We start from the raw sequence: 24559 nt of genomic DNA, 5'->3' as shown, positions 1-24559 counted from the left end.
AAGAGAGTTAAGCTCTAAAGCATAGGAGGTTATTGTTATTTATGTTGTTGCTCACACACTGAGCCCATTTTTAAAACAGTCAATAAATGAGCTTTAACGTTCATTAAAGCTCATTTATCGTTCAATCCAAATGGGATAAATTTACCTTACTCTTTGAAAGGGTATGCTGCAAGCCTTCAAACCCGAGTAGCCAGAATTAATAACCAAATCGTGTCGACTCAAAACGATTCAATAACTTATGTATCAAATAGCACAGGAGTAGTGTGCCGACAATGGCGGTGAGAATGCTGCTCACTCGATACAAGGCGCTAAAAATTAAATCGTTGCCTGGGGTCAGATACTGTCCAAACAGAATACCTAAGGTTGTCATAGCGCCAAAACCCACGCCAGAGCCACTTGCCTCTCGCACATGGGCTTGGCTAAAGATCATCAAGCCAATCCACAACAAAGGGGCAATTAATATCAATAGTCCTGACCAATCATAGAGTACCAATTGCACGACGATTCCAAACGACACGCCCAGTAGAGTCCCTATGGCGCGCTTACGGGCATAATCGAGTGCACCATTCCAATGCATAGGAAACAGCAGCAACAAGGTGGTCGCCTGAGCCGACATCGAATCCCGTAGATCGAATATTTGGAATACCAGAAACGATGCTGTCGCTATGGTCGCGCCGAGTAACGCTTCGTGGCGCATTCTATGTGGCGCCTTAGGTCCCGGCTTGTAAGCCGCCCTAGGTTCGACATCGGGCCAGAGTGCCGTCATAGCGTAGGCGATAACAACTGAAAGTGCCGTCGCCCAAAAGTTACTGAAAACTAAGTCGTTTAAATCAACGCCGGGATAGCTAGCAAAGTGCAGCATGATGCTGAGACTCAGCACTCCGTTGGCGCCAAAGAGGAACAAACTGCCGCGGGACATGGCCGCAAAGCGATATAAAAATAGTAAAAACACGATGGGCGTCATCAGGCCGGGATGACTGCCAAACAGACCACCAAGCAGTCCAACCTCTAACCCCGCCATGGCAGAAGAGGCCAATAACTGGCGCATAGCATGGCCATTCATCACGGGCACGAGTCCGAGTAGCAGCATAGGCGTCACAGTGAAGAAGACTCCATTGCTCCAACCAAACATTTTACACAGGGTAAAACCTATGGTCGCGCCAGTCGCAATCCGTAAACACTGGCGTAAATCGTTGGCCGTCAATGGGCTATGGCGTAGTAACATGCTCGTCGCCTTGTTCTATCGATACGTAAAATAGGGATATTTAGCTGGCTTATGCTGCGCTCACACTTATGTAGCTTTGAAGCGTTAACTCAAGCGACTCACGGCAAACACACACCGACCGCGAGTCACTCACCCGTCAACAGCAATTAGTGCGAGTAGATAGGCTAGTAAATATAGTGCAGCAGGCTGATTGCTTTAATCTGCACCTTAGCAAGCAAACCAAATAGGCCGTTCTCTGGCAGCAATTGCACTGTGGCGCGCGCCCCTGCTGGCAGATCTTTCATCCCATTGCCATCCAAAATTAAGTGCAATCTGAGTCTTTGGGCATCACGTACCCAACGGTCAGACTCCTGCGGCGCCGCTAAACGGCCATTGGCATCGAATTGCCCCGCACTCACGCCCGCATCGACACTGCTCACCGTCGCCCGATATAAACGGCCAGGTTCGCCATCGAACGCAATCAAAGCGGTCGAAGAAGTATTGACACCACGCAGGCTCTTCTCGCGAAAATCGGCAATAATATCAATCTTATCCGATACCAACGCTAACAATGGTTGTCCAACGGTCGCAAAACTCCCGACTTCTAACTGCAGGTTAGTTACTATCCCGTCCTGATCGGCATGGATTTGGGTATACGACAAATTAAGCTCGGCTTGGGCAAGATGGTTTTGCGCCTGACGCACCTTAAGATTCTCTTCGCCATAACTGCCACGGCTCACCTTAAGTTTTTCTAAGCGCGCATTGGCGGCGAGCAAATTGGCTTCCGCGGCGGCGGCATCACTATCGGCCTGATCCCTTTGCTGCTGCGATACACCATGGGTGGCATACAGGGCATCGAGACGTTTAGCTTCGCTACGTTTCTGTTGCGAGGTGGTTTTGTTGGCATTAACCTCGGCCTTAGCGGCCAGCAGCGAGGCATCTAACTCAGCATTGTCTTGGCGAGCTTGTTCTAAGGCCAATTTAGCTTGCGATACTGCTAACTCATATGGCGCGGGATCGACTTGAAACAGCAAATCGCCCTTGGCAACCGCTTGGTTATTAGTCACGGCTATGGTCTGAATTTTACCGCTGATCTGCGGTGTCACTTTAGTCACTACACGGGTCGCCATGGCTTGCGGCGTCAATGGCATCATAGTGTCGGCCAGCATGAAATAGCCGAAAACCATTACAAAGGCGAACATGGCAAATTTTACTAAACGGGCAAACTGTTGATCCGGTGTCATCTTCTTTCTCACAAAATAGTTGCTGTTGCCTTGGCCAATTTGGCACTGGCGTTGTCACTAATCAGGCTAATAATGCGTTCAAATTCGCTGAGTTCACTGGCACTGATCCCAGCTAATAACTCACGGCGGACTTGAATAATCCGCGCTTCCATTTGCTTTAATACATCCAATCCCGCAGGCGTTAATGTCACAATCCGTGCGCGCTTATCTTTGTCACAGCAATGACGCTCGACTAGACCTTGCTCTTCTAATTGCCCTAAGGTGCGCATTAGCGAAGCCAATTCAATTTCTAAGGCATCGGCCAACACTTTCTGGCTCACGCTGTCGCCTAAACGCAGTAATTTCCACAATGCCGTCCAACGGGGATGAGTCAATCCCAAAGGCGCCAGCTCGACATCGGCCACGGTACGCCACAATCGATGCAGACGGCCTAAATGCTCCGCCAGTGATAACTCTTTCAATCGCTCTAATTCTTTTTGCATCTTGCTCACCCACTTAGTTAGCGTGCTAAGCATTATACTTAGTTAGCAGGCTAAGTAAATGTGCTCATATAAAAAATTTTCTGTGTCCTATGGCGCAAAAATGTCGCATAGGGAAACAAATAATCCAAAAGGCTGGCGCTATCTCAAATATAATCAGCCGTATCTCTATAATATTAAAAAGATAAATCAGACTGATGAAGTGAACTGGGAGGTTGGCTTTGGTGAATTTAAAAATTAGTACGAGGATTGTGGTTGGGATATGTCTATTACTGTTGGCCATGATGAGCTTTATCATGCTGCTAGTCCTGTCGGAATTCAGCAATCAGGTGAAAGAATCTGAGCAAAGAGAACTGCATAAACTGTACGAAACTGCGGTAGCCAACATAGCCTCATCCGGTAAACTCGCACAGGCCATGGCAACGATAGTTTCACTGACGCCAGAGATCCAAAGTAACTTCGCCGAACGGGATCGCCCTGCACTCAAAGACCGAACTCTGCCGCTGTTTGCCAAGCTTAAGCAAGATTTCGCCGTACAACAATTTCAGTTTCATACGCCGCCGGCAACCTCTTTTTTACGATTACATCGCCCCGAAAAATTCGGTGATGATCTCACTACCATTCGTAAAACCATTGTGGAAACCAACACCACAAAACAGCCATTAAACGGGTTGGAATATGGTGTTGAAGGTTTAGGCATTCGCGGTTTAGTGCCCATGGGTTATCAAGGCCAACACACAGGATCCGTGGAATTTGGTATGTCCTTTGGACAACCTTTCTTCGACAGTTTCAAAGATGCTTATCAAGCTGAAATCGCACTATTATTGCCTAATGGTGCGGATTTTAAAGCATTTGGCGCCACGTTCACGCCCGATATTCAGGCCATAAGTGAACTCAATAGCGTGATGCAAGGCAATGAAGTGATTCGCACTATTAGCTTAGAGGGCAAAACCTTCGCTTTGTATCGCCACGCCATAAAAGATTACTCGGGACAAGTCTTTGGGGTACTGGATATTGCGATGGACAGAAGCCATTCAGAGCAAGTCATGGCGGATATTCGCCTCAAGTTGATCCTCATCGGTTTCGCTGCAATGTTAATCGGCACTGCCATTGCTTGGTTTATTGCTAAGGGCATTACCCGCCCAATAGCAGAAACAACCCAAGCCATGAATGACATCGCCGAAGGCGAAGGCGATTTAACCCGTCGAATTACCATAACGAGTAAAGATGAAATCGCCGAGTTAGCGCAGGCATTTAACCGTTTTGTGGAGAAAATCCACCACACAGTAACTCAAGTGTCTGATGCCACGAGTTTACTCGCAACCTCTGCTGAAGAAATGTCGAGCATTACGCGGGAAACCCAGAAGATGGCGAGTCGTCAACACCTCGAAACAGATCAAGTTGCCACCGCAATGAATGAAATGGCCGCAACGGTACAAGAAGTTGCCCATAACGCAACCGATGCGGCCGATGCCGCCAATCATGCCAATGACTCAACCGAACAAGGCAAATTAGTTGTACAAAAAGTGGTAACCACTATCGCAATATTAGCCGAGGAAATAGCCACAGCAGCAAGTGCAATCAATGAATTAGAGCGTAATACCGCTGAAATCGATTCTGTGCTTGTGGTTATCCGTAACATTGCCGACCAAACTAATTTACTCGCACTCAATGCGGCAATTGAAGCCGCAAGGGCGGGAGAACAAGGTCGAGGATTTGCAGTCGTTGCCGATGAAGTACGCACTCTGGCGAGCCGCACTCAAGCATCTACGACAGAAATTCAGCAGATGATCGAAGCGCTTCAGCATAAAGCTAAGTCCACAGTCAATGCGATGGAAACCAGCACCCGCACCACCCAAAGCTGTGTATCCCAAGTTCACCAAGCAGGTGAGGCACTCGAAGCCATTACCCATGCGGTTTCCACCATTAGCCAGATGAATATCCAAATCGCCAGCGCGGCAAATGAGCAGTGTGCGGTTTCAGCAGAGATTAATAAGAATGTTAATAACATCAATGACATTGCAACTAATGCGACAGATAGTGCGGTACAAACTGCACGCGCTGGCGATGAGCTTGCCCAACTCGCAGTCCGTTTAACAACTTTATTAGCTCAATTTAGAATTTAAACAAAACAAAACGCCGCATTCTCTGCGGCGTTTTTATTAGCTTATTTTATAAAGTTTTACTTAGGACGCACGCCTAACGTATGGCAAATCGCGTAGGTCAATTCGGCGCGGTTTAGGGTGTAAAAGTGGAAATCCTTCACGCCTTCACGTGACAACACCTTAACCATATCAATCGCTACGTTTGCACCCACTAATTGGCGTGTACCGGCATCGTTTTCTAAACCATCGAATTGCTTATGCAGCCAGTTAGGTAGCGACACATTGGTCATGCCCGCAAAACGTTTTAACTGAGTAAAGTTAGTCACAGGCAAGATGCCCGGAACGATTTCAACGTCGATACCGGCGGCAACGCAGCGGTCACGAAAACGCAGGTAAGATTCCACATCGAAGAAAAACTGGGTAATGGCACGGCTAGCGCCCGCATCAATCTTACGCTTAAGGTTGATCAAATCCGCCTGTGCATTACTCGCATCGGGATGCACTTCTGGATAGGCCGCAACGGAAATATCAAAGTCAGCCACAGAGCGCAGTAAACGCACTAAATCCGCCGCAAAACGGGTTGGCCTAGGGCTGCCTGCAGGTAAATCACCCCTCAGCGCCACTATGTCACGAATGCCCGACTTCCAGTAATGCTTAGCCAGTTCTAACAGCTCTTCATCACTGGCATCCACTAAGGTTAAGTGCGGCGCGGCAACAAGGTCGGTTTCCTGTTGAATACGCTCAATCACGCCGTGGGTACGGTCGCGCACACCTGAGTTAGCGCCATAGGTCACAGACACAAACTTAGGATTCAGCGGCTCTAAACGACGGATAGAGTTCCACAGGATCTGTTCCATTTCGGGGGTCGATGGCGGAAAAAACTCAAAAGAAACATTAATATCGCCATTAAGCTCAGACAAACTCTGGTTCAGCGATTGTGAATGTTGTGCGTGATGAAAAGCCATGTGTATTTCCTCAACCGCCCTTGGCGCTACTCTTTGCTAGTATGAATTAGTTCAAATGGACGTTTGGACGTCTATATGTCCATATACTAGAGAAACTGAGATGTAAGTCAAGCCCAAAAATACCCATAAACCGCATTTAATCTCGGTTAATTCGATAGATTTATTCTAGCCAATAAAAAAGGACTCGAAGGAGTCCTTTAAGAGGCTTGATACCGCGTTATTCCTGCAGCAGATCGCGACAGATCTGGGTCAGATCCGACTGCACCGCCGCCGCTGTCACTTCGCGTCCAGCGCCCGGTCCACGGATGATCAGCGGATTACCTTGGTAGAAGACACTGCGGATCACAAACACATTATCACCAGGGGTTAAGTTGGCGTAAGGGTGATGGGTATCAATCCACTGCAAACCCACCTCGGCCTTGAGCTCTGGGCCGCTGTTGTCTAAGGATGCTACGTATCTGAGCACCTTATTTTGCTCCGCCGCCGCACCATACTGTTGCAGCAGATCGGCATCTAACTCGGCAATGCGGGTGAGAAATTGATCTAAGGGAATATCCGCCAAAGCGGCTGGCACGAGTGAACGCAGTTCAATATCTTCAAGCTCGATTTCAAGGCCAATTTCACGGGCCAAAATAAGCAGTTTACGCTGCATATCACGGCCGGAGAGATCGTCGCGGGGATCGGGTTCAGTAATACCTAAGCCTCTGGCTTCAATCACTAATTCTGAAAATGGCTTACTAGTATCGTATTTCTCAAACAACCAACACAAGGTGCCGGAGAAAATCCCGCCCACGGCTTCAACGCTATCACCGCTGTTACGCAGATCATTTAGCGCATGTTGGATAGGTAAACCAGCGCCACAGCTGGCGTTATAGCGCCAAAACAAACGACGATTACCCAGTTGCTGCTTTAACTCTCGATAGAAAGGCAGTGGACCCGAGCCCGCAAGTTTATTCGCGCTCACCACATGGATGCCACGCTCGAACAATTCTGGATATTGCAGCGTCAAACTGGCGCTAGCACTGATATCTAAGGCCACCAGCTCATCGCAGTTAACTTGCTCTAATTGCTCGAATAAATGTTCATACTGCCAAGGCGTTGCTTCAGTATTAAACTCTGTTTGCCACGCGGCAAGATTAATACCAGTGGATTTAATCAAGGCTTTACTCGAACTGACTAAACCGACTAACTCAACACTGGCTTCGAGTTCATGGTCTAGTGAGGGTGAAACCGACTTAAACAGATCGATCCATGCCTCACCGATATTACCCACACCGAGCAACAGGACACCAATGCGTTTACGTGGGCCAGCGCAGCGACGGTGAACTTTTTGGGTTAACAGATTCACCTGTGACTGGGGCACTAACGTCACTAAACTTAAATCGCCACTGAACAAAGGTTTAGCATCACGGCTCAGTAAACGGGCGAAGCTACGACGATAATGTTCGGCGTCGGCACTCACTAATGCGACTAAACCAAAATCTGTGTTGATCTGTTGATCACTAATCCCTAATGCTTCTGCCTCGGCATCGAGTAATCTTTGAACTTGTTTTTGATTCTCAGCGGTATAGGCAAGTTCAACCCTTTGATGGGCAGAGGTCCAATGGGCCAATGGCGTTAAACCCGCGGCGAACAATAGATCTAATAAACGAGTTAATTCACCCGTGAGTTTAAAGCCGAACAGCACAACAGCATTAAGGTTAGTCACCACAGGTGCGCTCGCCGACGAACTGTGGGGCGCGATTAAGGTAAAGTCGGTGTGGGATGCATAACTTGAGCGTACCGCTAAACTCACTTCGGTATTAAACAAAGGCTGCAGAGTGCGCGAATGCAATACTGGCGAGCCTAAACGCGCTAGGCGATCGGCTTCGGCAAGTGACATGCTTTTCAGTAACTTGGCATCGTTGATTTTATTAGGATCGGCGTTGAACACCCCTTCCACATCGGTCCAAATGGTCACGCGCTCGATATCGGCGAGACTAGCAATCAGGCTGGCGCTAAAATCTGAACCATTACGACCAAGTAACAAGGTATCGCCACGCTCGTTAGCGCAGATAAAGCCGGTGATCACTAAGCGTTCATTGGGATGCGCAGCTAATAGGGCTTGTACTTTAGCGCGGGATTCCTGTACCCGAATTTGTGGCACAGCGGCTTCATCGGCCACTAAAATTGAACAGGCATCCACATGGCTTGCCGCCACGCCAGATTCGCGCAGTAGCGCCGCCATTAAACGTGCCGACCAACGTTCGCCAAAGCTCACCACATGGTTGATTTGGTATTCGTTGCGCTCGTCTAAGGACAACAGGCTGATGAGTTGCGCTTTATCAGTGGCCAAACGCTCACGCAGATCTCGGGCTTGTTCATTCGACAACAACTGCTCAATCAACCCCTGTTGGTAACTGATCAGCACTTGTAATTCTTCTTGCCATAGCTGACCCGCATCACGCAGCGCTAATAATTTATACAGGAAATTCGTGCTTTTACCCGCCGCAGAGACCACCACGAGATCATCACTATGACCGTGGGTTAACAGGATATGGGCAACTCGGCGATAACAATCGGCATCCGCTAAACTGGAGCCACCAAATTTATGTAAGTGACAACGTGCCATCTATTATTCCTCTACTGACAAGCCGCAACGGCGGCTAATCCTGCTTGAATATCTGCAACTAAATCGGCGGCATCTTCAATACCCACCGATAGACGCAATAGGGTGTCCTTAATACCAGCCTCGAAGCGCGCCTGCGGCTCCATGGCTCTGTGGGTCATAGTGGCGGGCACGGCCACTAAACTTTCGACGCCACCTAAACTTTCCGCCACGCTAAATAAGCTGAGTGCACCTAAAAAGGCCACCACTTCGGCCTCACCGCCTTTGAGCTCAAAACTCAGCATAGCGCCAAAGCCCTGTTGTTGCTTGGCCGCAATGGCGTGACCAGGGTGATCCGCAAGACCGGGGTAATAGACTTTACTCACCACAGGGCTTTGGGTTAATACCTCAATAATACGCTGGGCATTGGCTTGATGCTCGCGAATACGCACCGCTAAGGTACGCAGGCCGCGCAGGGTCAGATAACTGTCGAAGGCTGAGCCCGTTAAGCCTAGAGTGTTCGACCACCAATGTAAGCTTTCGCCGATTTGCGCATCTTTGGCGACAACAGCGCCGCCGACCACATCGCTATGACCATTGATATATTTAGTGGTGGAGTGGATAACGATATCCGCGCCTAACAATAGGGGTTGTTGCAATATCGGCGATAAAAAGGTGTTATCGACCACCACCAGCGCGCCGACCTCATGGCTCGCCTTAGCAATGGTTTCGATATCTACCACACGCAATAACGGGTTCGATGGGGTTTCGAGCCACACCATCTTAGGATTCTGCGCAATGGCGGCGGCTAACACTTGGCTGTCGGTTTGGTCGACCACAATGAGCTTAAACTGGCCTTTCTTCGCCAAGTTGGTAAATAAACGGTAGGAACCACCATAGCAATCATGGGGCACAACTAATAGGTCATCGGGGCCGAGCAAAGTAGTCACTAAGGTGATGGCCGCCATGCCAGTGCACGTCACTATGCCAGTGGCGCCCTTTTCTAATTGCGCTAATGCTTCGCCTAAAATGCAGCGCGTTGGGTTGCCTGAACGACTGTAATCGAATTCGCGGGGATTTTTATGACCATCGAAGGCGTAATTAGTCGACAAATAAATCGGTGGCACAACTGCGCCATATTGAGTATCGCTTTCGATACCCTGACGCACTGCCAGTGTGGCTAATTGACGCTCTGCCATGGGTGGACTCCTAAATTCGATAGACTGATAGAGATGTCTGGACGTCTAAATGTACCTAAGCCCAACGCCATCGTCAATAGGCGTGAAGACGTTTAGACGTCTAAACATAAAGAAATCTGTTTGCAATCACAAAGAAATAGTAGCAATAATTTGACTGTTGTTTGTAAGGGTTTAAAATCTGCCCCGAATTTAGCGTTATAACAGGTGAGTCAATGACTGAATGGAATGGGGAATACATCAGCCCCTATGCTGAACATGGCAAGAAGAATGAACAAGTAAAAAAAATTACTGTGTCTATTCCGCTCAAAGTGCTTAAGGTCCTCACGGACGAACGTACTCGTCGTCAGGTCAATAATTTGCGTCACGCCACCAACAGCGAGCTGTTGTGTGAGGCATTTTTGCACGCCTACACTGGCCAGCCATTGCCTAACGATGAAGATCTGTCAAAAGACAGCCCAGACAGTATTCCCGCCGAAGCCAAGTTGCTGATGGACGAAATGGGGATCGAGTGGGAAGATATGGAATAGCGACTCGTCGCTTTCAAAGTCATATCACAGTGCTCATCAATAGGGATCGTTAACGATCCCTTTTTGTTTATACCCAAGCGACTTCAAACTTTAAATTTCACTATCTTGAGGTGGTTTGGGATATAGGAAATCCTATGTTTTCTATGATAGATCCACAGACACTCGCCTTAGCCTCGCTGGTCGTGTTTCTGGGCGCATTAACCCAGAGCCTGATTGGATTTGGACTTGCGGTTGTCGCCAGTCCTTTGCTGTATATCGTCGATCCACAACTTGTACCTGCGCCTGTTATTGCTATGGGTTTCTCCATCGCCCTGCTGACCTTAGTGCGTGAACGCGGTCACTTAGAATTCAATGGCTTGCAATATGCGCTCCTAGGTCGCGTGCCCGGCGGTTTTATCGGCGCGAGTTTATTGCTGTTTGCGCCTCAGCCCATACTCGGTTTATCCATCGCCGCCATTGTAACTGTCGCAGTGATCCTCAGCCTGTATAAATTCAGCCTACCCGTGAATAAGAAAACCCTCTTCGGTGCGGGCGTGGTTTCAGGGATCTTCGGCAATATCGCCGCGATTGGTGGCCCGCCGATGGCGATTTTGTTGGCAGGCAAAGATGCCTCGCAGTTTCGTGCAGCCCTGTCGGCCTTCTTCATTTTTAGCTCCATGATTGCATTGGTCATTTTAGCGATCACTGGCTTATTAGAATTAAAACATCTGTGGCTGTCGTTGATGCTGCTCCCCTCAGTGATTTTAGGTTACTTAGTCGCAGGACGATTAGTGGGCCGTGTCGATAAAGAGAAGACAAAGATGGCGACGTTAGTCCTGTGCAGTATCAGCGCCTTAGTGCTAACGGTGAAGTCGGTTATCGAGTTATTACCCCAATAAGCGTCCCGCTTGTACTGGCAAATCATCTCAAGATTCAAACAATAAAAAAGCACTGACATTGCCAGTGCTTTTTCTTTATCTATCAATATTTAAAGCCAGCTTACACTCAGCTTAAATAGCTTTGCCCTGCGTACACAATAAAATGTCTTAAGGCGAGTACGCCGGTTAAGCTCGCACAAGCCACCATGATCATCGCGCCCTTAGTGTGGCGAGTCGCGGCGGGTAGCAGCATAAACAGCAATGGAATACCAAAGCCGATACCGACAACCCCTATCCAGAACACGCTTGCCCATAGCCCTGAGGTTAACGACGCTAAGGCCGCAGCTGCCGCGCCGCCCTTGAAGTACAAGGCGCAGAACAACATGAACAGGAACATGATTTCAATCGCCATCACAGGCAATTCTAACCCGTGCATCTTAGCCAAAGTCTTATCATGGCTATCGGTCTTAAACAACAAGAGTGCCAGTACCGCGTTTGCCGCAGCGCCCGCCGATAAACCCGACACTAAAAACAGCGCAGGCAGTACCGCAGTGTTGAGCATAGGATAAGCATTCATCGCCGAAATTAAGAAGCCAGTGTAAGCCCCTACGCCAATGGCGAGGACAAACAACAATACTTCAATCAGCTTTCGAAATGGCATAAGTAACTTAGCGATAGGCGTTAAGAAACCCAAACCCCATTTCGGTAAGTCATCCCGCAGCACAATAATGGCGTATGCAAAGGCCAAGGGAGAATACGCCAGCAGCGCCAGCACCCCGATTGCCATCACAGACTGGAAGTTATAGTGAATTAAAATCAGCCAGAAGTGGAATGGTTTGGTTAAGTCAAACACTAAGCAAGCTAGACCTAAGCTAATTGCCACAGGCCCAATAATGGCCGCAGCCTTAAGAATGCTGCTTTCGGCTCCCGCGCTGAGTTCCTTATTCGCCCAGCGCAAACCAATGCCAATCAGTAAACTGCCCGCGGATAACCCCGCCATAAACAGGTAAACGGCGATGACCCAGTGCCAAGTGACAGGATCATATTGCGCCATGTCGCCCCAAGTATTGTTCATAATCAAATCCCCCCTCTTTTGGTAGGAACGCGATATACCCTAGGTTTAGTGCCTAAATGGGTTTTATCTTGGTAAGTGATCTTAGTGTTGAGCAGTGTGGCCACTTCACTTTGTGGATCGTTAGCATCGCCAAACACTAAGGCATCGGTTGGACACACAGTCACACACGCTGGCTCTTCGCCCCGTGCTAAACGCGTATCCTTACAGAAGTTACACTTGTCAGCCACTTTGGTTTCTGGGTTCATAAAGCGCACTTTATAAGGGCACGCCGCCACGCAGTACATACAACCCACACACTTGTCGCCGTGGATGGAGACAATGCCGTCTTCACCCACATAGGCCGCGCCCGTTGGGCACACCTTAACGCAAGGCGCATCTTCACATTGCTGGCAAGATACCCTGTGGTATTTGAAGTGCAGATTGGGCATCTCACCAAAGGGGCCTTCCACACGCACTTGCAGACGAGTAACGCCTTCGGGTACGCCATTTTCACTGCGACACGCCACGTTACAAGCTTGGCAGCCGATGCACTTATTCTCGTCGTGCACCATTACATATCGTTTATTCATTTAAGCCTCCGATTAGCGCTTTGCCAGCGTGACGCCCGTGGTGTGCACTGTCATGCCACACACAGGAGCAGTAACGTGCGGTAGTAAGTTACCGCAGTGGATACCTTTGCCCGTTGCTCTGACCAACTCTTTGTTTTTAGAACCAAAGCCCATGTAAGCAAACACAGTATCTTGGCGAATGCCCGGCGTGACTAAGGCATGGCCTTCTTCTGTGCCTACACTGCTGGTGAGGCGGATTGGGTCGCCATTGCTGATCCCTAATTTGCCCGCAGTAACAGGGTGAACCCACACAGCGTTATCCGACATCAGGTTAGCGAGCATAGGCACATTGTGGGTTGCACCATTGGTGTGCACCGCCACTTTGCCTTGGATAAAGTACAGCTCATCTGCTTTTTTAAGATTCACTTCGCGGAACTTGATCACCCCACGGCCCGGTGCCATGGCTTCGACTTTCGCGGAAGTGAGTTCAATTTTGCCACTCGGAGTTTTAAAGGTCAGTGCGCTGGCGTAAGTGCCGTCTTCATCGGCAGGTCGCGCATTAGGGTATGCCTTAATAAACTCGGCAACCATCTTAGGCTCGCACAACATAATTGGCTTACCGAAGCTCACAAAACCTTCGTCTTTGATCCGGCGCAGCAGGTCAGTGTCGCGGTTCACCTGCAGCATTTGCAGGGTTTCCATGTTTTCCCATGGATAGAACTCGCCAAGGCCCATAGCCACACCCACATCCTTAAAGATCTGCCAAGAAGGCTTAGTATCACCTAAGGTTTCAACGACCCGTTGGCGCACATAATAGGCCGGATTTTTACCTGACTTATCAGCAATTTCTTCATCACGTTCAAGATAAGTTGACTCAGGTAGAATCACGTCCGCATAGGCGGCGGTTTCGCTGATATACACATCACACACGGCGATAAAGTCGAGCTTTTTCATCGCTTCAACAACGCGCGCCCTGTCTGTCATGGTTTGCATTGGGTTAGTGCGTGACATCACCCAGCCGTGTAACTGGTAAGGAACAGCGCTTAATGTGGCATCGAGAATAGTTTGGTAAACGCCGCCCGATGTCCACATCATGGCGTACTGTTCTTCCACCTGATCGATACGTTTCGCTGCTGGTTTTGGCATGTCTTTCACGCCAGGTTTTGCCAATACGGGCGCAACCGCTTCACCGGCAAGCTTGTTGTAATCACCGGGTTTCTGGCCGATATAAATCCCGCCCTTACGCTCGATGTTACCAATCAAGACGTTAGCGGCGTAAAGGGCGCGGCGCATCTCAAACTCTTCGGTGGTAAAGGTGGCTCTGTGACCAAAATCGACCACTGCATGGGGCGCTTTAGCGGCATATTCGTGGGCGATACGACGGATGTCTTTGGCAGGCACATCGGAGATAGTTTCTGCCCATTCAGGGGTATAAGCTTTCACTTCGGCGGCAAAGGCTTCGAAACCTTCCACATAACGCGCGACAAATGCCTTGTCGTAAAGATTATCTTCAATCAATACATGGCATAACGCCAAGGCGACGGCCACGTCGGTACCGGGGCGAATGGCATACCATTCATCGGCCTTGTCGGCCACAATGGAGAATCTTGGCTCGAACACCACCAGCTTGGCACCTTTGTCCATTTGCGCCGCCATCATGCCGCGGGTTTCGGACATATTGATGCCTTCGTACAGGTTATGGCCGAAGTTAATGATGTATTTAGAATTACTTAAATCACGTTTGACCTTAGTGCCAAAAATAGCCTTAGCGGCAATTTCATAACCGCCGGGGCAAGTCGACGCGTGGGTAAAGGTATTTGGACTACCAAAGGCGGTCGCAAGGTGAAACAAATGCTTTTCTTGTGAGCCAGATTTTGACGAGAATGCCACGGCTTCTGGGCCATGTTCTTTTTTGATTTTATTGAGGTTTTCAGCAATTAATTTATAAGCTTCATCCCAACTGATCTCAGCCCATTTGCCTTCGCCGCGCTCACCGACCCGCTTTAACGGTTTAACGATACGCTGTGGATCGTACAATAAACTATGGCCTGCGCCGCCACGGGCACACACTTTACCGCCAAAAGATTTAGCGGCCTTGTTGCCACTAATGAAGACGTTTTTGCCCTCAATCACCCGCGCCGAAATCGGGCAGCGAGTCGAACACATTTCACAAATACTGGCAATGTCTTTGCCCATGCCCTTTAGCTGCTTATTCTCTAATGCCGCTAAGCTGCCCGGCAGCAGACTGGCCAGCGCACACGTGGCGCTGCTCGCTCCTGCTCCCTTTAAAAAGGTTCGCCTATTAAGCTCAATCATGGTTACCTCCATCACGCTCATCCCACCCGTCAGTCGCCACATTGGACGCCATCGAGCAGAGGTTTGCTCACTGATTTGATTACTTTTTTAGTTATAAAGCGTTAAAACAGCGCCACCATATCTTCAAAACCAGCATACGCTGAATACACTGCTCATCCACAGAGATTGTTATCCCGAAAGAGGTAGGTGGGTATTGTGGTAAACCACATGGGGAAGCTCGGTGTGATCTACCGCAACTAAAACCTAAGACTGACCTTGAAATACGTGAATAAGATCAATAGGTCTTAAAAAACGGACAGAAAAAGCCGCCAGCTTTGGATACTGGCGGCTGAGAAGAAAACTGACATTTCAGTCAATTGCGATAACCCTAGCAGGATAAGAACATCGCGCTAGCGGGCGCAAACTGATTACAATCGCATTAATCCATTAGCTCTATATCGAGGCAGTTGAGCAGGCGTATCGCTTCATCGCGGCTAAACTTAGCGCCTTTGATTTTATTGTTAAAAATGTCGATATCGTAATTAGTGGCCTCGCTAAAATCCGCCTCCAATAGCTGACTGCGACCAAACAGACTATGACTAAAATCCGTGTAGGTGAAATTGGCTTGATTAAAACTGCCCTCGCGAAAATCGACATCGTGGGCCTTGCACTCTTCGATGATGATTTCATCGAGGGACAAGCCTAAAAATGAGCCGTCATTTAGAATGCATTGCTTAAAAGAAAAAGGCGCGGCAAAGGATAAACGCGACCACGCGGCGCGGGTCCAATCGATACCGACTAACTTACATTCTTCAAACTCGACCCCGCTGAACTGGCACTGGGGCACTTTCACTAAGCTTAAGTTGCAGCGTACAAAGCAACAATCGATAAACTTACATTTACGAAAAACGCTCTCGCTAAAATGGCAGTCTTGAAAGCAGCAATCCTCAAACTCTATGCCCTGTAGCTCTTGGGCTAATTCCGACAAACCATTGAACTGTTTTGATAAAAAACTATTGCCCTGCAAAGCCGCACTTGAGGCTAATTGCGATGGCGCAAACTGCGATTGTTTAAGCTGTGGCACTTCTTTCTGTGATGACATAACACCTCTAATCCTGCCCAATCCCCAACAATACGATAATGCAGGGCAATTGGGCTAGGTACGACCTAATGTTGACTCTCTGATAGGGGCGCCTGCTAGAGAGTCGCGACGAGTTCCTCAAGCTGATCGGTCGCCTTAGACCAACCCGGATGAAACCCCATATCCTCATGATTCTGCCTATCTTCGCTATTCCAATGCAGCACCCGCGCAGTGTACTTCCCTCCATTGGATATTTGGCTTAATGGTCTTGTGAGCTGCAACTGTGTCATAAGCTCGCACATCAGCGAAGAACAATGCAAATAGCCGTGGCAAATTTCGTCAATAAAGGTAAAATGTCGCCACTTTTTCGCGGCAGTCTAGCACAAGGTTCTCTCGGATTAATGGTTAGCATTTTCGAGCAAAATGGCACGGGCCCAGCCCGCTTTAACAGACCACTTTCACTGTGGTGCCAACCTTGCCCTGCGTTTGTTCCATCCCTTGCATTATCTCCTGCTGACACACATCAAACACCGCCCGAAAATACCCCTTTTGCTGTTCAAGATTTAACATCAAATCCCGCAAACTGGCTGAGCGCTTTACACCCTAAGCCACGCGCGAATAATAAAGCGGTTGCAATGAATCTGGCTGTTGCTAACGCCATAATCCTTCTGCAAACCGACACTTATAAAAACCTTATCCCTACACTCTCTATCCTAAGGAATACTCGTCATGAGTCTTGCTGATTCCGTATTAGCCGTGAATAACGATTTGCCAATCCGCACCGACAGCCCAGTCCACAGCGGCAAGGTTCGCAGCGTTTACTGGCTAACCGATGCCGACAGCCGCCGTTTAATCAAAACCAAGGGTTATAACGTCCCCGAAGATACCCCGCTTGCCATCATGGTGATCAGCGACCGTATCTCGGCCTTCGACTGTATCTTCCACGGTGAAGGCGGCCTCAAAGGCATTCCCGGTAAAGGCGCGGCATTAAACGCGATATCTAACCATTGGTTTAAACTGTTCGCCGAAAACGGCCTAGCCGACAGCCATATTTTGGATATCCCTCACCCGTTCGTATGGATAGTCCAAAAAGCCCGCCCCATTAAAGTCGAAGCCATTTGCCGCCAGTACATCACAGGCTCAATGTGGCGCGCTTACTCTAAGGGCGAGCGCGTATTCTGTGGCATCACATTGCCAGAAGGCTTAGAGAAAGATCAAAAGCTCCCTGAGCTGTTAATCACCCCATCGACTAAGGGCATTTTAACCGGTATTCCGGGTGTGCCCGCGCAGGACGACGTGAACATCAGTCGAGCCGATATCGAAGCCAACTACCAAGCCTTTGGCTTTGAAAAGTTAGAAGATATCGACCTGTACGAGAAGCTGTTAAAGGATGGCTTTAAAGTGATATCAAAAGCGCTGGCCGACATTGATCAAGTGTTTGTCGACACTAAATTTGAGTTCGGTTATGTCACCGACAAAAACGGTAATTCAAAACTGATTTACATGGATGAAGTTGGCACTCCAGACTCATCACGTATTTGGGACGGCGCCGCCTACCGCGATGGCAAAATCCTTGAAAACTCTAAGGAAGGCTTCCGCCAGTTCCTGTTAAATCATTTCCCAGATCCTGATGTGCTGCTCAACAAAGACAGAATGCCAGAGCGTGAAGCCCTAGCACGCGATAATGACCTGCCACTTGAGGCCATGATGCAAGTGTCACGCACTTACACCGGCGTTGCCGAGAAAGTGACTGGCGCGGCAATTCCGCTGCCAGCCAATCCAAAGGCAGATATTATTAAGATACTCAAAGATGAGTATGATCTGATTGTTTAATCAGATTTCAGGTTAGTTAGGGAGTATCCCTGCCCCCTGAATTGAAAAGGCGCTTAGGCGCCTTTTTGTTTGCTTTGCAAAATAGATTATCCAAACTTCGTTTGGATCAAAGTCGTGGGGCTTCACCCCACACCCGACCAAGAGGGGATCAACAGCAATCCCCTCTTGGATCTCCCTTGCCGCTCCTAGCGAAGTTACATGCATTAGGTACTAGCTTCGTGCTTATTCGAAAATAGCTAACGCTTCCGATGGGGCGTCCCTTCCCCCCGAAAGCTACGCAGACGTCCTGTCTGCGGCACGCTATTTCCTTCAACGCCCTTCAGCAACTTCGCAGGGAAAGGTGTACTTCTGAGGCTTTGGTGTTGACTGTAATCCCAAAAGAGTTTTGCCAGCCCCATCATTCCAATAAATATCATGCAACTGTGTAGACCATCTAAAGTCGATCAGACTAAAATGATCAAGAAATTCGCTAACTAATTGTAGAATAAGGATGTTACATGAATAATTTTAGCAATAAATATACATTAAATTTTTCGCTTAGAGTGTTAGCGATTCTTGGGTGTATCGGACTAATAATAGCATTGCTCATCTTAGCGATTTACGCATATCAAATGGGCTGTTTTTCATTACTCTCAAATCCGCATGATTTAACTTGCCGTCTATCAGCTTATAACGAAGATTGGAGTACTTTTGGTTCTTTACTATCTGGCGTTTTTTCAATGGTTGCAGGCTTTGGCACCTTAGGCATCCTTTTAATGGGGATGCAACAATTCAAAGTCCAACAAGATCAGATTGCAAAACAAGCTGAAAACCAAAAATCATTTGAAGATAGACAGCAAGCAAAGTGGGATAATGAGAACGACATCATCAGCTTTCAAAAATATCAAATGCATACTAGATCTTTTGAGAATTTACTCATCAATATTGAAAAAAAAAGCAAGAACACAATTACTTTTAAGTCAACAACAGAGTTATACAATAAAATATTTAAAACCAACAGCTCAACTATGACAGTATCTAAATCAAACAGTGAAAACCAAGATTCATCACTGCCTTATATAATAGAATATTACAACATGCTCATTAATGACATTAATAAACCCTCTGTGAATTGTGAAGGTGTAATGTCGAAAATATCTGAGTTACTAGATAAATTATGCATTTGGTATAAATCCCCATCGGATATATTAAGGATTACAGTCGATTCTAGTGCACTTGACTACAGCCCATTTTCAATTAACAAAATAATGCACCAGACAGCTGATGTCATCAATTTAATTACCCAATTTAGCAACATTAAAAATCTAGATAAATTAGAAAAAACCAATTCTAGTGCTGGAATAAATTTCGTTAAGAGTATCACCGCATCATCCAGCGGGTCGATTTCATTTACAAGTAAAATAAATGGAATTAAAGAGCTTATTGAAATAATTATATGGCATGATGAAAATTCACACGCACTAAACAGTCCATTAAAATCTCTTTCACTCAATATCATTTACAATGATGAAATTCAAATTTTCAATGATAAAAGTTTCACCAATGAATTCATTAAAAAATTCGACGAATTACTCAACATTGAAAATAGTGATATCATAACTGAAGATATAAGGTCCACTTTTTTAGCATTTAAAAACAAACAGGATGAAAATCCAGGGTTTGATTTATTATATGGGTAGAAGAGTTAAAAATGGGACATCCATAACTCTCATGGGGTTGCGGCCAACACCGCGGCGTCAGAAGTTCACCTCCCCTCGGAGTTGCCGCAGGGCATTAGCGTTCGTTGCGTGATCGAGGCATGGATGCCGTGAACTAAATGGACATCCATTGTTAATGGCGCGGTAGTTAACCTCCGACTATGCTTAGGCTAAGCATTGAACAAAGAGGTTTGTATGCCGCGCCCTCGCAGAACTCAGATTAGTGTTGAAGACACGCCCTTCTATCACTGTTGTAGTCGCGTTGTTCGGCGTGCATTTTTATGCGGCGATGATAGTTACTCGGGGAAAAACTATGACCATCGCCGCGCCTGGGTAGAATCGCTACTATTTGAACTTGAGGCTGTTTTTGCTATTGATGTAGCCGCCTTTGCGGTGATGTCGAATCATTTGCATGTGGTGTTACGGGTAGATATCGACCGAACTAATCGTTGGACTGATCGCGAAGTGCTTGAGCAGTGGCATAAGCTATTTAAAGGTGATGAATTAACGCAAAAATTCGCTAAAGGTGAGTTGGTTGAACCTCACCAAGTCCTCAGGCTAAAGCATGCTATAGCAATTTACCGTAGCCGTTTATGTGATATCAGTTGGTTCATGCGTTGCTTAAACGAACCGATAGCAAGACAAGCAAATCAAGAAGATAACTGTAGTGGTCGTTTCTGGGAAGGCCGCTTTAAGTCACAGGCTCTTCTTGATGAAACTGCTGTTTTAGCCTGTATGACCTATGTTGATTTGAATCCCATCAGAGCCAAAATGGCTGACACGCCAGCACAATCAGACCATACCAGCATTCAGCTACGCATTCGGGCAGCATTGAAAGGTGATCAGCCTAGCAATCTACTGCCTTTCATTGGTAAAGAGCGCGATAACCAACCTAATGGAATCGCGTTTACACTCAAGGATTATCTTGAGTTAGTTGAGGATACAGGGCGGATCATCCGCAACGACAAGCGTGGTGCAATAAGTGAAAATAGCGCCAACTTACTGACAAGATTAAATATATCCCATGAAAATTGGTTAAAACTGACCACAGAGTTTGGCAAGCTCTTTCGTGGTCCAGTGGGGACGCTGCAAGAACTGACCGATTACTGCGAGCATTTAGAGAAGCGACGACGGCACTTTGCTAAATGCTGTCGGTACCTTAACGCTGGCTGATTTCAAGCCTGTTTCATTGCTCGTTCCTTCAAGACCTCCAACGAGGCAATGGGTTGGGCTTTTTTTACTAAAAATATCGTTTTTTCAGCCAAATAGGTCAATTTAGTTAGTCATCATCCTTTGGAACCCTAATTCGCTAGCCTTTTAACGGCTAAGTGACTTTTTGTCACTTAAATGCCAACAGAAAGTGCATTATGTTCTTGTTTTATCTTGGGTGGCCTTATTTAAGTCTTTTTAAGTCATTTTGACTTTGATTTAAAAAATAAAAAATCGGAGGGGCTTATTAGTAATATAAAAAAGGTGTGACACTTAGCGTGTCACACCTAGATAATCAATTTTTAAATTATAAATATCAACTACAAATAATTAGAATCGATATTCAACACCTAAACTCGCTTGTTTAAAGTCTGTGTCTGTATCTGCGCCGTTACTAACATTCTCAACGGTAATTCCTGCATCATACCAAGTGTACTCGGCATTAATTAAGAATCGATCTGTAACTTTAAATGCGACACCAGCACCAGCGAACACACCTTCATCATCTTTATTTCCAGAAAAACCTAACACATCATAATCTGTGGAATACCATAGTTGCCCGCCTTTAGCGTACAACTCAACGCGATCGACAATGGGATATGAGACTTTTAGCGCAGCGGTATAACCATCTGTTTCTGCATTAGAAAGGCTATTACCATAATCACCGAAGTTGACGTATCCGCCTTCGATAGCTAAATATTGGTTGAAGCGATAACCAACAAGCCCTTGAATAACATCGCTATCGTCGTCAAAGTCATCCTTGCCATCGACTTTTAAATAACCATAGTTAGCACCAACATAAATGCCATTTTCTGTGGCGTCATTATTTTCCATGCTCTGCGCCTGAGAGTAAGCACTAACCGATGCTAAAGAAATAATGGCGGCCAAAGTAAGAATGGTATTTTTCATAATGTACTCCTAGTTAATTATTTAAATACGCTAAGTACATTACAAAAGTAATGCCAGACTTGCTAAATCAAAGCAGAATAATTTTATAAAATTAAAAAATAACATTTATATCAATGCATTATATCAAGTGAAAAATGTAAAATAAATAATGAACAGTTTAAATAAACTGCTAAAATCGCTTATATATCACTCGCTGTTAGTTATCCTCACTCTGACGAATGTATTTATTGCCTATTACATTGTAACTATTTCACAGGCAACAAATAAACCCACAAACCAGCAACATTCAACCAACTTACTATATATGACAAGTTAGTTATCATTCATGCTGCACAGGTTAATTTTAAATAAATTTTAAAATAGTAATTTCTGAACGATAAAATATCCGTCTTTCATTCGTTAATAATATATAACGACTTAATCGTTAAAATGATATTGGGAAAATATCATAAAACTATTATTCCCCCTTTACCCAAGAAAATGATTTTTCCAGAAATGCCGTTGCATCATTCTCTATGATAAGACCATGGGCCATGATGATAACTTTTGGCTCCCAAGCTAATATTTTATTAATATGATTACGTGCTTGTGTCTTAGCAAACATAAAACTTAAACGCCAATCTAAGGGCATTTTACCGTTTGGAGCGAGTATTCCCGCTCCGCGAGCCAATAATCGCTGTAAAGCACTGAAGGATCCCCTCATAAATCAGCCATAGCATAGCCATATTTGAGCAACTGATTGGCGAATAATACCCAGGCCGCCAGCAATTCTTTCTCCGTGATTTGATAATCAGGCCGCCTGAGTACCTCCAATCCCAAGCGAATCGTTGAGAGTACCGTTCGATGCCCAATGGTATTGGCCTGAAAATGCTTATCCCAGCCCTGTTGCTGTGCGTGTAAACCAACTAGCCACAACAGGCATTGAACCATCAACGCTATCAGTAGGATGATGTCGAATCGCTCTGGACTGTTGGTACGACTTTGGCGTAAGCCAAAGCCGTATGCCGGGCTTTTGAGGTCACGAAAGGTTTCCTCTATTTGCATACGTTTGGCGTACAGGTTTACCAGCTGCTTTGGGCTCCGAGATTCTGGTGGTAAATTGCTGGCTAACACCCAAGGCTCTTTCGCCGATGTTGAGTACGTTTTTGCCGATGGATGGTGGCAATTAGTCCTCGTTGAACGCTGATTTGTACGCCCCTTAGGTTTGCTACGATAAAGCGTGAGATGGCAATTGATAGGGTTAGTTTTGGTCAAGGTCTTACAACCCAGGCTCTTCGCTTGACCGTTGGCCAAGTCATGTGTACTGCGAACTGCACGCCAATTTTCAGCGCCAATATCTGCAAATTGAACTGTACCGCGAATACGGCTTAGCCAAAACCAACCATGCGCCTCAACCTCTTTGTACCAAGGCACTTTGAACCCCGCGTCAGTCACGATGAGAGGGGTAACATGCAAAGGTAAAATCTTGGCTAAGTCCGCTAAAAAACCGTTGTGGGAGGCCTTAGAGCATTGTTCTGATAGGGGATAGGACTTCTCATACAGGGTAATAGAGCGGCCATTGAAGGCTATTGAGGCGCGCAGGGCCATGATGCGTTTATGCTCTCGGATGTCTGACCAATCGACGAGCACAATCGGCATAGGGTTACCAGAACAGATGAGGCTGGCATGCCATTGGTAGACAGCTAACCGTTCTTGATGCAGATGCGTGTTGCCGAGCAAACGATCAATGCGCTTGATGTTGTGCTTGGTTCGGGCCGTGGTTGGTAAATTTCGACCTAACTCAGTCAAGGTCAGTGTCTTACATTCAATCAGTGCCTTAGAGGCCAGCATCAAGCTGTTTAATCGTTTTAGGTGAAGTTCTGGGCAGTATTGGTGTAAAGAATGTTGTAGGATATTGGCTTCGCGCATCTTGTTGTCCAAGTGTAGTTTTTGGCGAAACCATTTGATCATGCAACAAGATGCGCTTCCACCCTAATTTGATGATTTATTTGTAAATCATCAGGGGATTCTTCAGTGTAAAGCATTAAAAGATTCGGGTGAAAAGTTCTCGATAAGATCCGTCACAATCAAAGTACGCGATGCTTTATGAAAGAACACACATTCCTGCATGAAATGAGAGCCCGTAAATAAAAGTTGGTCAATATCAGCCGCCCACATGGCATGAAATTGAGCGGTGAACAGGCCATCAAAATGGAGATCTGGCCGCTTTGTTTGAACTTCCGAGGTACCATAGCTTTGGGCCTGCGGATAACGTTGCTGCCAGTCCTTTAAAAACAGGTGGTGCAAATGATTAGGTGCAATAAGATAACGAACTTCGCCTAACGCCTCGACCAGTGCTTGAAGTTCAGAGGTGAGCTTGATTGGGCTATGTACCCACAAAGCGCCATTATTTAAGCGGATCACTGTCATCCGAGTGGTATAGGGCAAGGTAAAAAATGGTACGGCTTCACCATCAAAAATCCACAGGTTTTCTGCTAGTTGCTTCATATCAACTCTCCATGCTACCAATCATTCCATCAATAATCGCTTTCGCTTTATTGCACATTGAAGCACGAAATCAGCCGCCAGCCATCATCACAAAAGTATGAAAAGAGAATAGAAAAGCCAGAGTACCCAAGACTCATTTTGTTTTAAGGGCTAACAAACCTTACTTAAACCCAATAAATCGCCCTTACCCTTCGACGTTGCGAAGAGGCACGAAGACTCTTTATTAAAAAAGATGGGTGTGGCTGGGGGGAAATAAAG

Annotated in this window: 21 protein-coding genes and 1 pseudogene; 7 read left to right on the top strand and 15 right to left on the bottom strand. The window is 46.7% G+C overall.

Going from position 1 to position 24559, the window contains the following annotated elements; genetic code table 11:
• Window positions 1–196: 196 nt before the first annotated feature.
• From AYJ58_RS05690 to slyA, 3 genes are all read right to left on the bottom strand, one after another.
• A complete protein-coding gene (locus AYJ58_RS05690) occupies window positions 197–1225 on the bottom strand; it encodes a DUF2955 domain-containing protein (RefSeq protein ID WP_106649339.1) in 1029 nt (342 codons plus the stop codon).
• 164 nt (window positions 1226–1389) lie between these two features.
• Window positions 1390–2448 (bottom strand): HlyD family secretion protein, encoded by a 1059-nt coding sequence (locus tag AYJ58_RS05685; protein ID WP_106649338.1) that lies wholly within the window; start codon window positions 2446–2448, stop codon window positions 1390–1392.
• Between the two features lie 8 nt (window positions 2449–2456).
• The gene (slyA, locus tag AYJ58_RS05680) at window positions 2457–2930 is read right to left on the bottom strand and encodes a transcriptional regulator SlyA (protein ID WP_006083211.1); all 474 of its coding nucleotides are present in this window, start codon (window positions 2928–2930) and stop codon (window positions 2457–2459) included.
• A 221-nt stretch (window positions 2931–3151) separates the two neighbouring features.
• Between slyA and AYJ58_RS05670 the strand changes: the two genes are divergently transcribed.
• Window positions 3152–5053, top strand: coding sequence for a methyl-accepting chemotaxis protein (locus AYJ58_RS05670; RefSeq protein ID WP_198555609.1), 1902 nt, complete (start codon window positions 3152–3154; stop codon window positions 5051–5053).
• A gap of 56 nt (window positions 5054–5109) precedes the next feature.
• On the opposite strand, the gene metF is transcribed toward AYJ58_RS05670, so the two are convergent.
• The 3 genes from metF to metB all read right to left on the bottom strand — a co-directional run bounded on the left by metF (window position 5110) and on the right by metB (window position 9783).
• Window positions 5110–5997, bottom strand: coding sequence for a methylenetetrahydrofolate reductase (gene metF, locus AYJ58_RS05665; RefSeq protein WP_106649335.1), 888 nt, complete (start codon window positions 5995–5997; stop codon window positions 5110–5112).
• Between the two features lie 217 nt (window positions 5998–6214).
• Window positions 6215–8608 carry a bifunctional aspartate kinase/homoserine dehydrogenase II gene (locus tag AYJ58_RS05660; protein WP_106649334.1) on the bottom strand — a complete coding sequence of 798 codons (2394 nt, stop codon included), beginning with the start codon at window positions 8606–8608 and terminating at the stop codon, window positions 6215–6217.
• Window positions 8609–8619: 11 nt separating this feature from the next.
• Entirely contained in the window at window positions 8620–9783 is a 1164-nt protein-coding gene (gene metB / locus AYJ58_RS05655) for a cystathionine gamma-synthase (protein WP_106649333.1), read from the bottom strand.
• A 212-nt stretch (window positions 9784–9995) separates the two neighbouring features.
• Here metB and metJ point away from each other — a divergent pair, with 212 nt between their 5' ends.
• Both metJ and AYJ58_RS05645 read left to right on the top strand, forming a co-directional pair.
• The gene (gene metJ / locus AYJ58_RS05650; protein WP_006083215.1) at window positions 9996–10310 is read left to right on the top strand and encodes a met regulon transcriptional regulator MetJ; all 315 of its coding nucleotides are present in this window, start codon (window positions 9996–9998) and stop codon (window positions 10308–10310) included.
• A gap of 134 nt (window positions 10311–10444) precedes the next feature.
• A complete protein-coding gene (locus tag AYJ58_RS05645) occupies window positions 10445–11188 on the top strand; it encodes a sulfite exporter TauE/SafE family protein (protein WP_106649332.1) in 744 nt (247 codons plus the stop codon).
• Between the two features lie 106 nt (window positions 11189–11294).
• On the opposite strand, the gene nrfD is transcribed toward AYJ58_RS05645, so the two are convergent.
• From nrfD to AYJ58_RS05620, 5 genes are all read right to left on the bottom strand, one after another.
• Entirely contained in the window at window positions 11295–12242 is a 948-nt protein-coding gene (gene nrfD / locus AYJ58_RS05640; protein WP_106649331.1) for an NrfD/PsrC family molybdoenzyme membrane anchor subunit, read from the bottom strand.
• A gap of 2 nt (window positions 12243–12244) precedes the next feature.
• The gene (locus AYJ58_RS05635) at window positions 12245–12811 is read right to left on the bottom strand and encodes a 4Fe-4S dicluster domain-containing protein (RefSeq protein ID WP_106649330.1); all 567 of its coding nucleotides are present in this window, start codon (window positions 12809–12811) and stop codon (window positions 12245–12247) included.
• Window positions 12812–12823: 12 nt separating this feature from the next.
• Window positions 12824–15106: a thiosulfate reductase PhsA gene (gene phsA, locus AYJ58_RS05630; protein ID WP_105251315.1), complete on the bottom strand. Its 2283-nt coding sequence runs from the start codon at window positions 15104–15106 to the stop codon at window positions 12824–12826.
• A 418-nt stretch (window positions 15107–15524) separates the two neighbouring features.
• Window positions 15525–16187 carry a pentapeptide repeat-containing protein gene (locus AYJ58_RS05625; RefSeq protein ID WP_106649329.1) on the bottom strand — a complete coding sequence of 221 codons (663 nt, stop codon included), beginning with the start codon at window positions 16185–16187 and terminating at the stop codon, window positions 15525–15527.
• 95 nt (window positions 16188–16282) lie between these two features.
• Window positions 16283–16456, bottom strand: a complete 174-nt coding sequence (locus AYJ58_RS05620) for an SRPBCC domain-containing protein (protein WP_232790864.1) — start codon at window positions 16454–16456, stop codon at window positions 16283–16285.
• 24 nt (window positions 16457–16480) lie between these two features.
• Between AYJ58_RS05620 and AYJ58_RS22155 the strand changes: the two genes are divergently transcribed.
• The 4 genes from AYJ58_RS22155 to AYJ58_RS05595 all read left to right on the top strand — a co-directional run bounded on the left by AYJ58_RS22155 (window position 16481) and on the right by AYJ58_RS05595 (window position 20869).
• Window positions 16481–16909, top strand: a complete 429-nt coding sequence (locus AYJ58_RS22155) for a hypothetical protein (protein WP_106649328.1) — start codon at window positions 16481–16483, stop codon at window positions 16907–16909.
• Window positions 16896–17999 carry a phosphoribosylaminoimidazolesuccinocarboxamide synthase gene (locus AYJ58_RS05610; protein WP_106649327.1) on the top strand — a complete coding sequence of 368 codons (1104 nt, stop codon included), beginning with the start codon at window positions 16896–16898 and terminating at the stop codon, window positions 17997–17999. The genes AYJ58_RS22155 and AYJ58_RS05610 overlap by 14 nt, the downstream gene beginning before the upstream one ends.
• 497 nt (window positions 18000–18496) lie before the next feature.
• Window positions 18497–19678 (top strand): hypothetical protein, encoded by a 1182-nt coding sequence (locus tag AYJ58_RS05600; protein WP_106649325.1) that lies wholly within the window; start codon window positions 18497–18499, stop codon window positions 19676–19678.
• A gap of 213 nt (window positions 19679–19891) precedes the next feature.
• The gene (locus AYJ58_RS05595; RefSeq protein ID WP_106649324.1) at window positions 19892–20869 is read left to right on the top strand and encodes a transposase; all 978 of its coding nucleotides are present in this window, start codon (window positions 19892–19894) and stop codon (window positions 20867–20869) included.
• 366 nt (window positions 20870–21235) lie between these two features.
• Here AYJ58_RS05595 and AYJ58_RS05590 read toward each other — a convergent pair whose 3' ends face one another.
• The 4 genes and pseudogenes from AYJ58_RS05590 to AYJ58_RS05575 all read right to left on the bottom strand — a co-directional run.
• Window positions 21236–21814, bottom strand: coding sequence for a porin family protein (locus AYJ58_RS05590; protein ID WP_106649323.1), 579 nt, complete (start codon window positions 21812–21814; stop codon window positions 21236–21238).
• Window positions 21815–22271: 457 nt separating this feature from the next.
• Window positions 22272–22517 carry a hypothetical protein gene (locus tag AYJ58_RS05585; RefSeq protein WP_232790863.1) on the bottom strand — a complete coding sequence of 82 codons (246 nt, stop codon included), beginning with the start codon at window positions 22515–22517 and terminating at the stop codon, window positions 22272–22274.
• Complete coding sequence (locus AYJ58_RS05580; protein WP_001206290.1) at window positions 22514–23722, bottom strand: IS4-like element IS10A family transposase; 1209 nt, start codon at window positions 23720–23722, stop codon at window positions 22514–22516. Before AYJ58_RS05580 ends, AYJ58_RS05585 begins: the two co-directional genes overlap by 4 nt.
• A gap of 108 nt (window positions 23723–23830) precedes the next feature.
• Window positions 23831–24301 (bottom strand): annotated as a pseudogene (locus AYJ58_RS05575) (DUF4336 domain-containing protein); the annotation flags it as partial.
• Window positions 24302–24559: the final 258 nt, after the last annotated feature.

It is taken from the genome of Shewanella sp. Pdp11 (assembly GCF_002838165.1).
GTDB lineage: Bacteria > Pseudomonadota > Gammaproteobacteria > Enterobacterales > Shewanellaceae > Shewanella > Shewanella hafniensis.
Note: the sequence above shows the minus strand (reverse complement) of the source record. Positions and strands in the feature narration are given on the sequence as shown.

Coding starts and splice junctions, on each gene's coding strand:
- AYJ58_RS05660 (WP_106649334.1), bottom strand. CDS start 8,608: ATGGCACGTTGTCACTTACATAAATTTGGTGGCTCCAGTTTAGCGGAT.
- AYJ58_RS05580 (WP_001206290.1), bottom strand. CDS start 23,722: ATGCGCGAAGCCAATATCCTACAACATTCTTTACACCAATACTGCCCA.
- AYJ58_RS22155 (WP_106649328.1), top strand. CDS start 16,481: ATGCAAATAGCCGTGGCAAATTTCGTCAATAAAGGTAAAATGTCGCCA.
- AYJ58_RS05635 (WP_106649330.1), bottom strand. CDS start 12,811: ATGAATAAACGATATGTAATGGTGCACGACGAGAATAAGTGCATCGGC.
- metB (WP_106649333.1), bottom strand. CDS start 9,783: ATGGCAGAGCGTCAATTAGCCACACTGGCAGTGCGTCAGGGTATCGAA.
- AYJ58_RS05645 (WP_106649332.1), top strand. CDS start 10,445: ATGTTTTCTATGATAGATCCACAGACACTCGCCTTAGCCTCGCTGGTC.
- slyA (WP_006083211.1), bottom strand. CDS start 2,930: ATGCAAAAAGAATTAGAGCGATTGAAAGAGTTATCACTGGCGGAGCAT.
- AYJ58_RS05620 (WP_232790864.1), bottom strand. CDS start 16,456: ATGACACAGTTGCAGCTCACAAGACCATTAAGCCAAATATCCAATGGA.
- AYJ58_RS05585 (WP_232790863.1), bottom strand. CDS start 22,517: ATGAGGGGATCCTTCAGTGCTTTACAGCGATTATTGGCTCGCGGAGCG.
- phsA (WP_105251315.1), bottom strand. CDS start 15,106: ATGATTGAGCTTAATAGGCGAACCTTTTTAAAGGGAGCAGGAGCGAGC.
- metJ (WP_006083215.1), top strand. CDS start 9,996: ATGACTGAATGGAATGGGGAATACATCAGCCCCTATGCTGAACATGGC.
- AYJ58_RS05600 (WP_106649325.1), top strand. CDS start 18,497: ATGAATAATTTTAGCAATAAATATACATTAAATTTTTCGCTTAGAGTG.
- AYJ58_RS05625 (WP_106649329.1), bottom strand. CDS start 16,187: ATGTCATCACAGAAAGAAGTGCCACAGCTTAAACAATCGCAGTTTGCG.
- AYJ58_RS05610 (WP_106649327.1), top strand. CDS start 16,896: ATGAGTCTTGCTGATTCCGTATTAGCCGTGAATAACGATTTGCCAATC.
- AYJ58_RS05685 (WP_106649338.1), bottom strand. CDS start 2,448: ATGACACCGGATCAACAGTTTGCCCGTTTAGTAAAATTTGCCATGTTC.
- AYJ58_RS05590 (WP_106649323.1), bottom strand. CDS start 21,814: ATGAAAAATACCATTCTTACTTTGGCCGCCATTATTTCTTTAGCATCG.
- nrfD (WP_106649331.1), bottom strand. CDS start 12,242: ATGAACAATACTTGGGGCGACATGGCGCAATATGATCCTGTCACTTGG.
- AYJ58_RS05595 (WP_106649324.1), top strand. CDS start 19,892: ATGCCGCGCCCTCGCAGAACTCAGATTAGTGTTGAAGACACGCCCTTC.
- AYJ58_RS05690 (WP_106649339.1), bottom strand. CDS start 1,225: ATGTTACTACGCCATAGCCCATTGACGGCCAACGATTTACGCCAGTGT.
- metF (WP_106649335.1), bottom strand. CDS start 5,997: ATGGCTTTTCATCACGCACAACATTCACAATCGCTGAACCAGAGTTTG.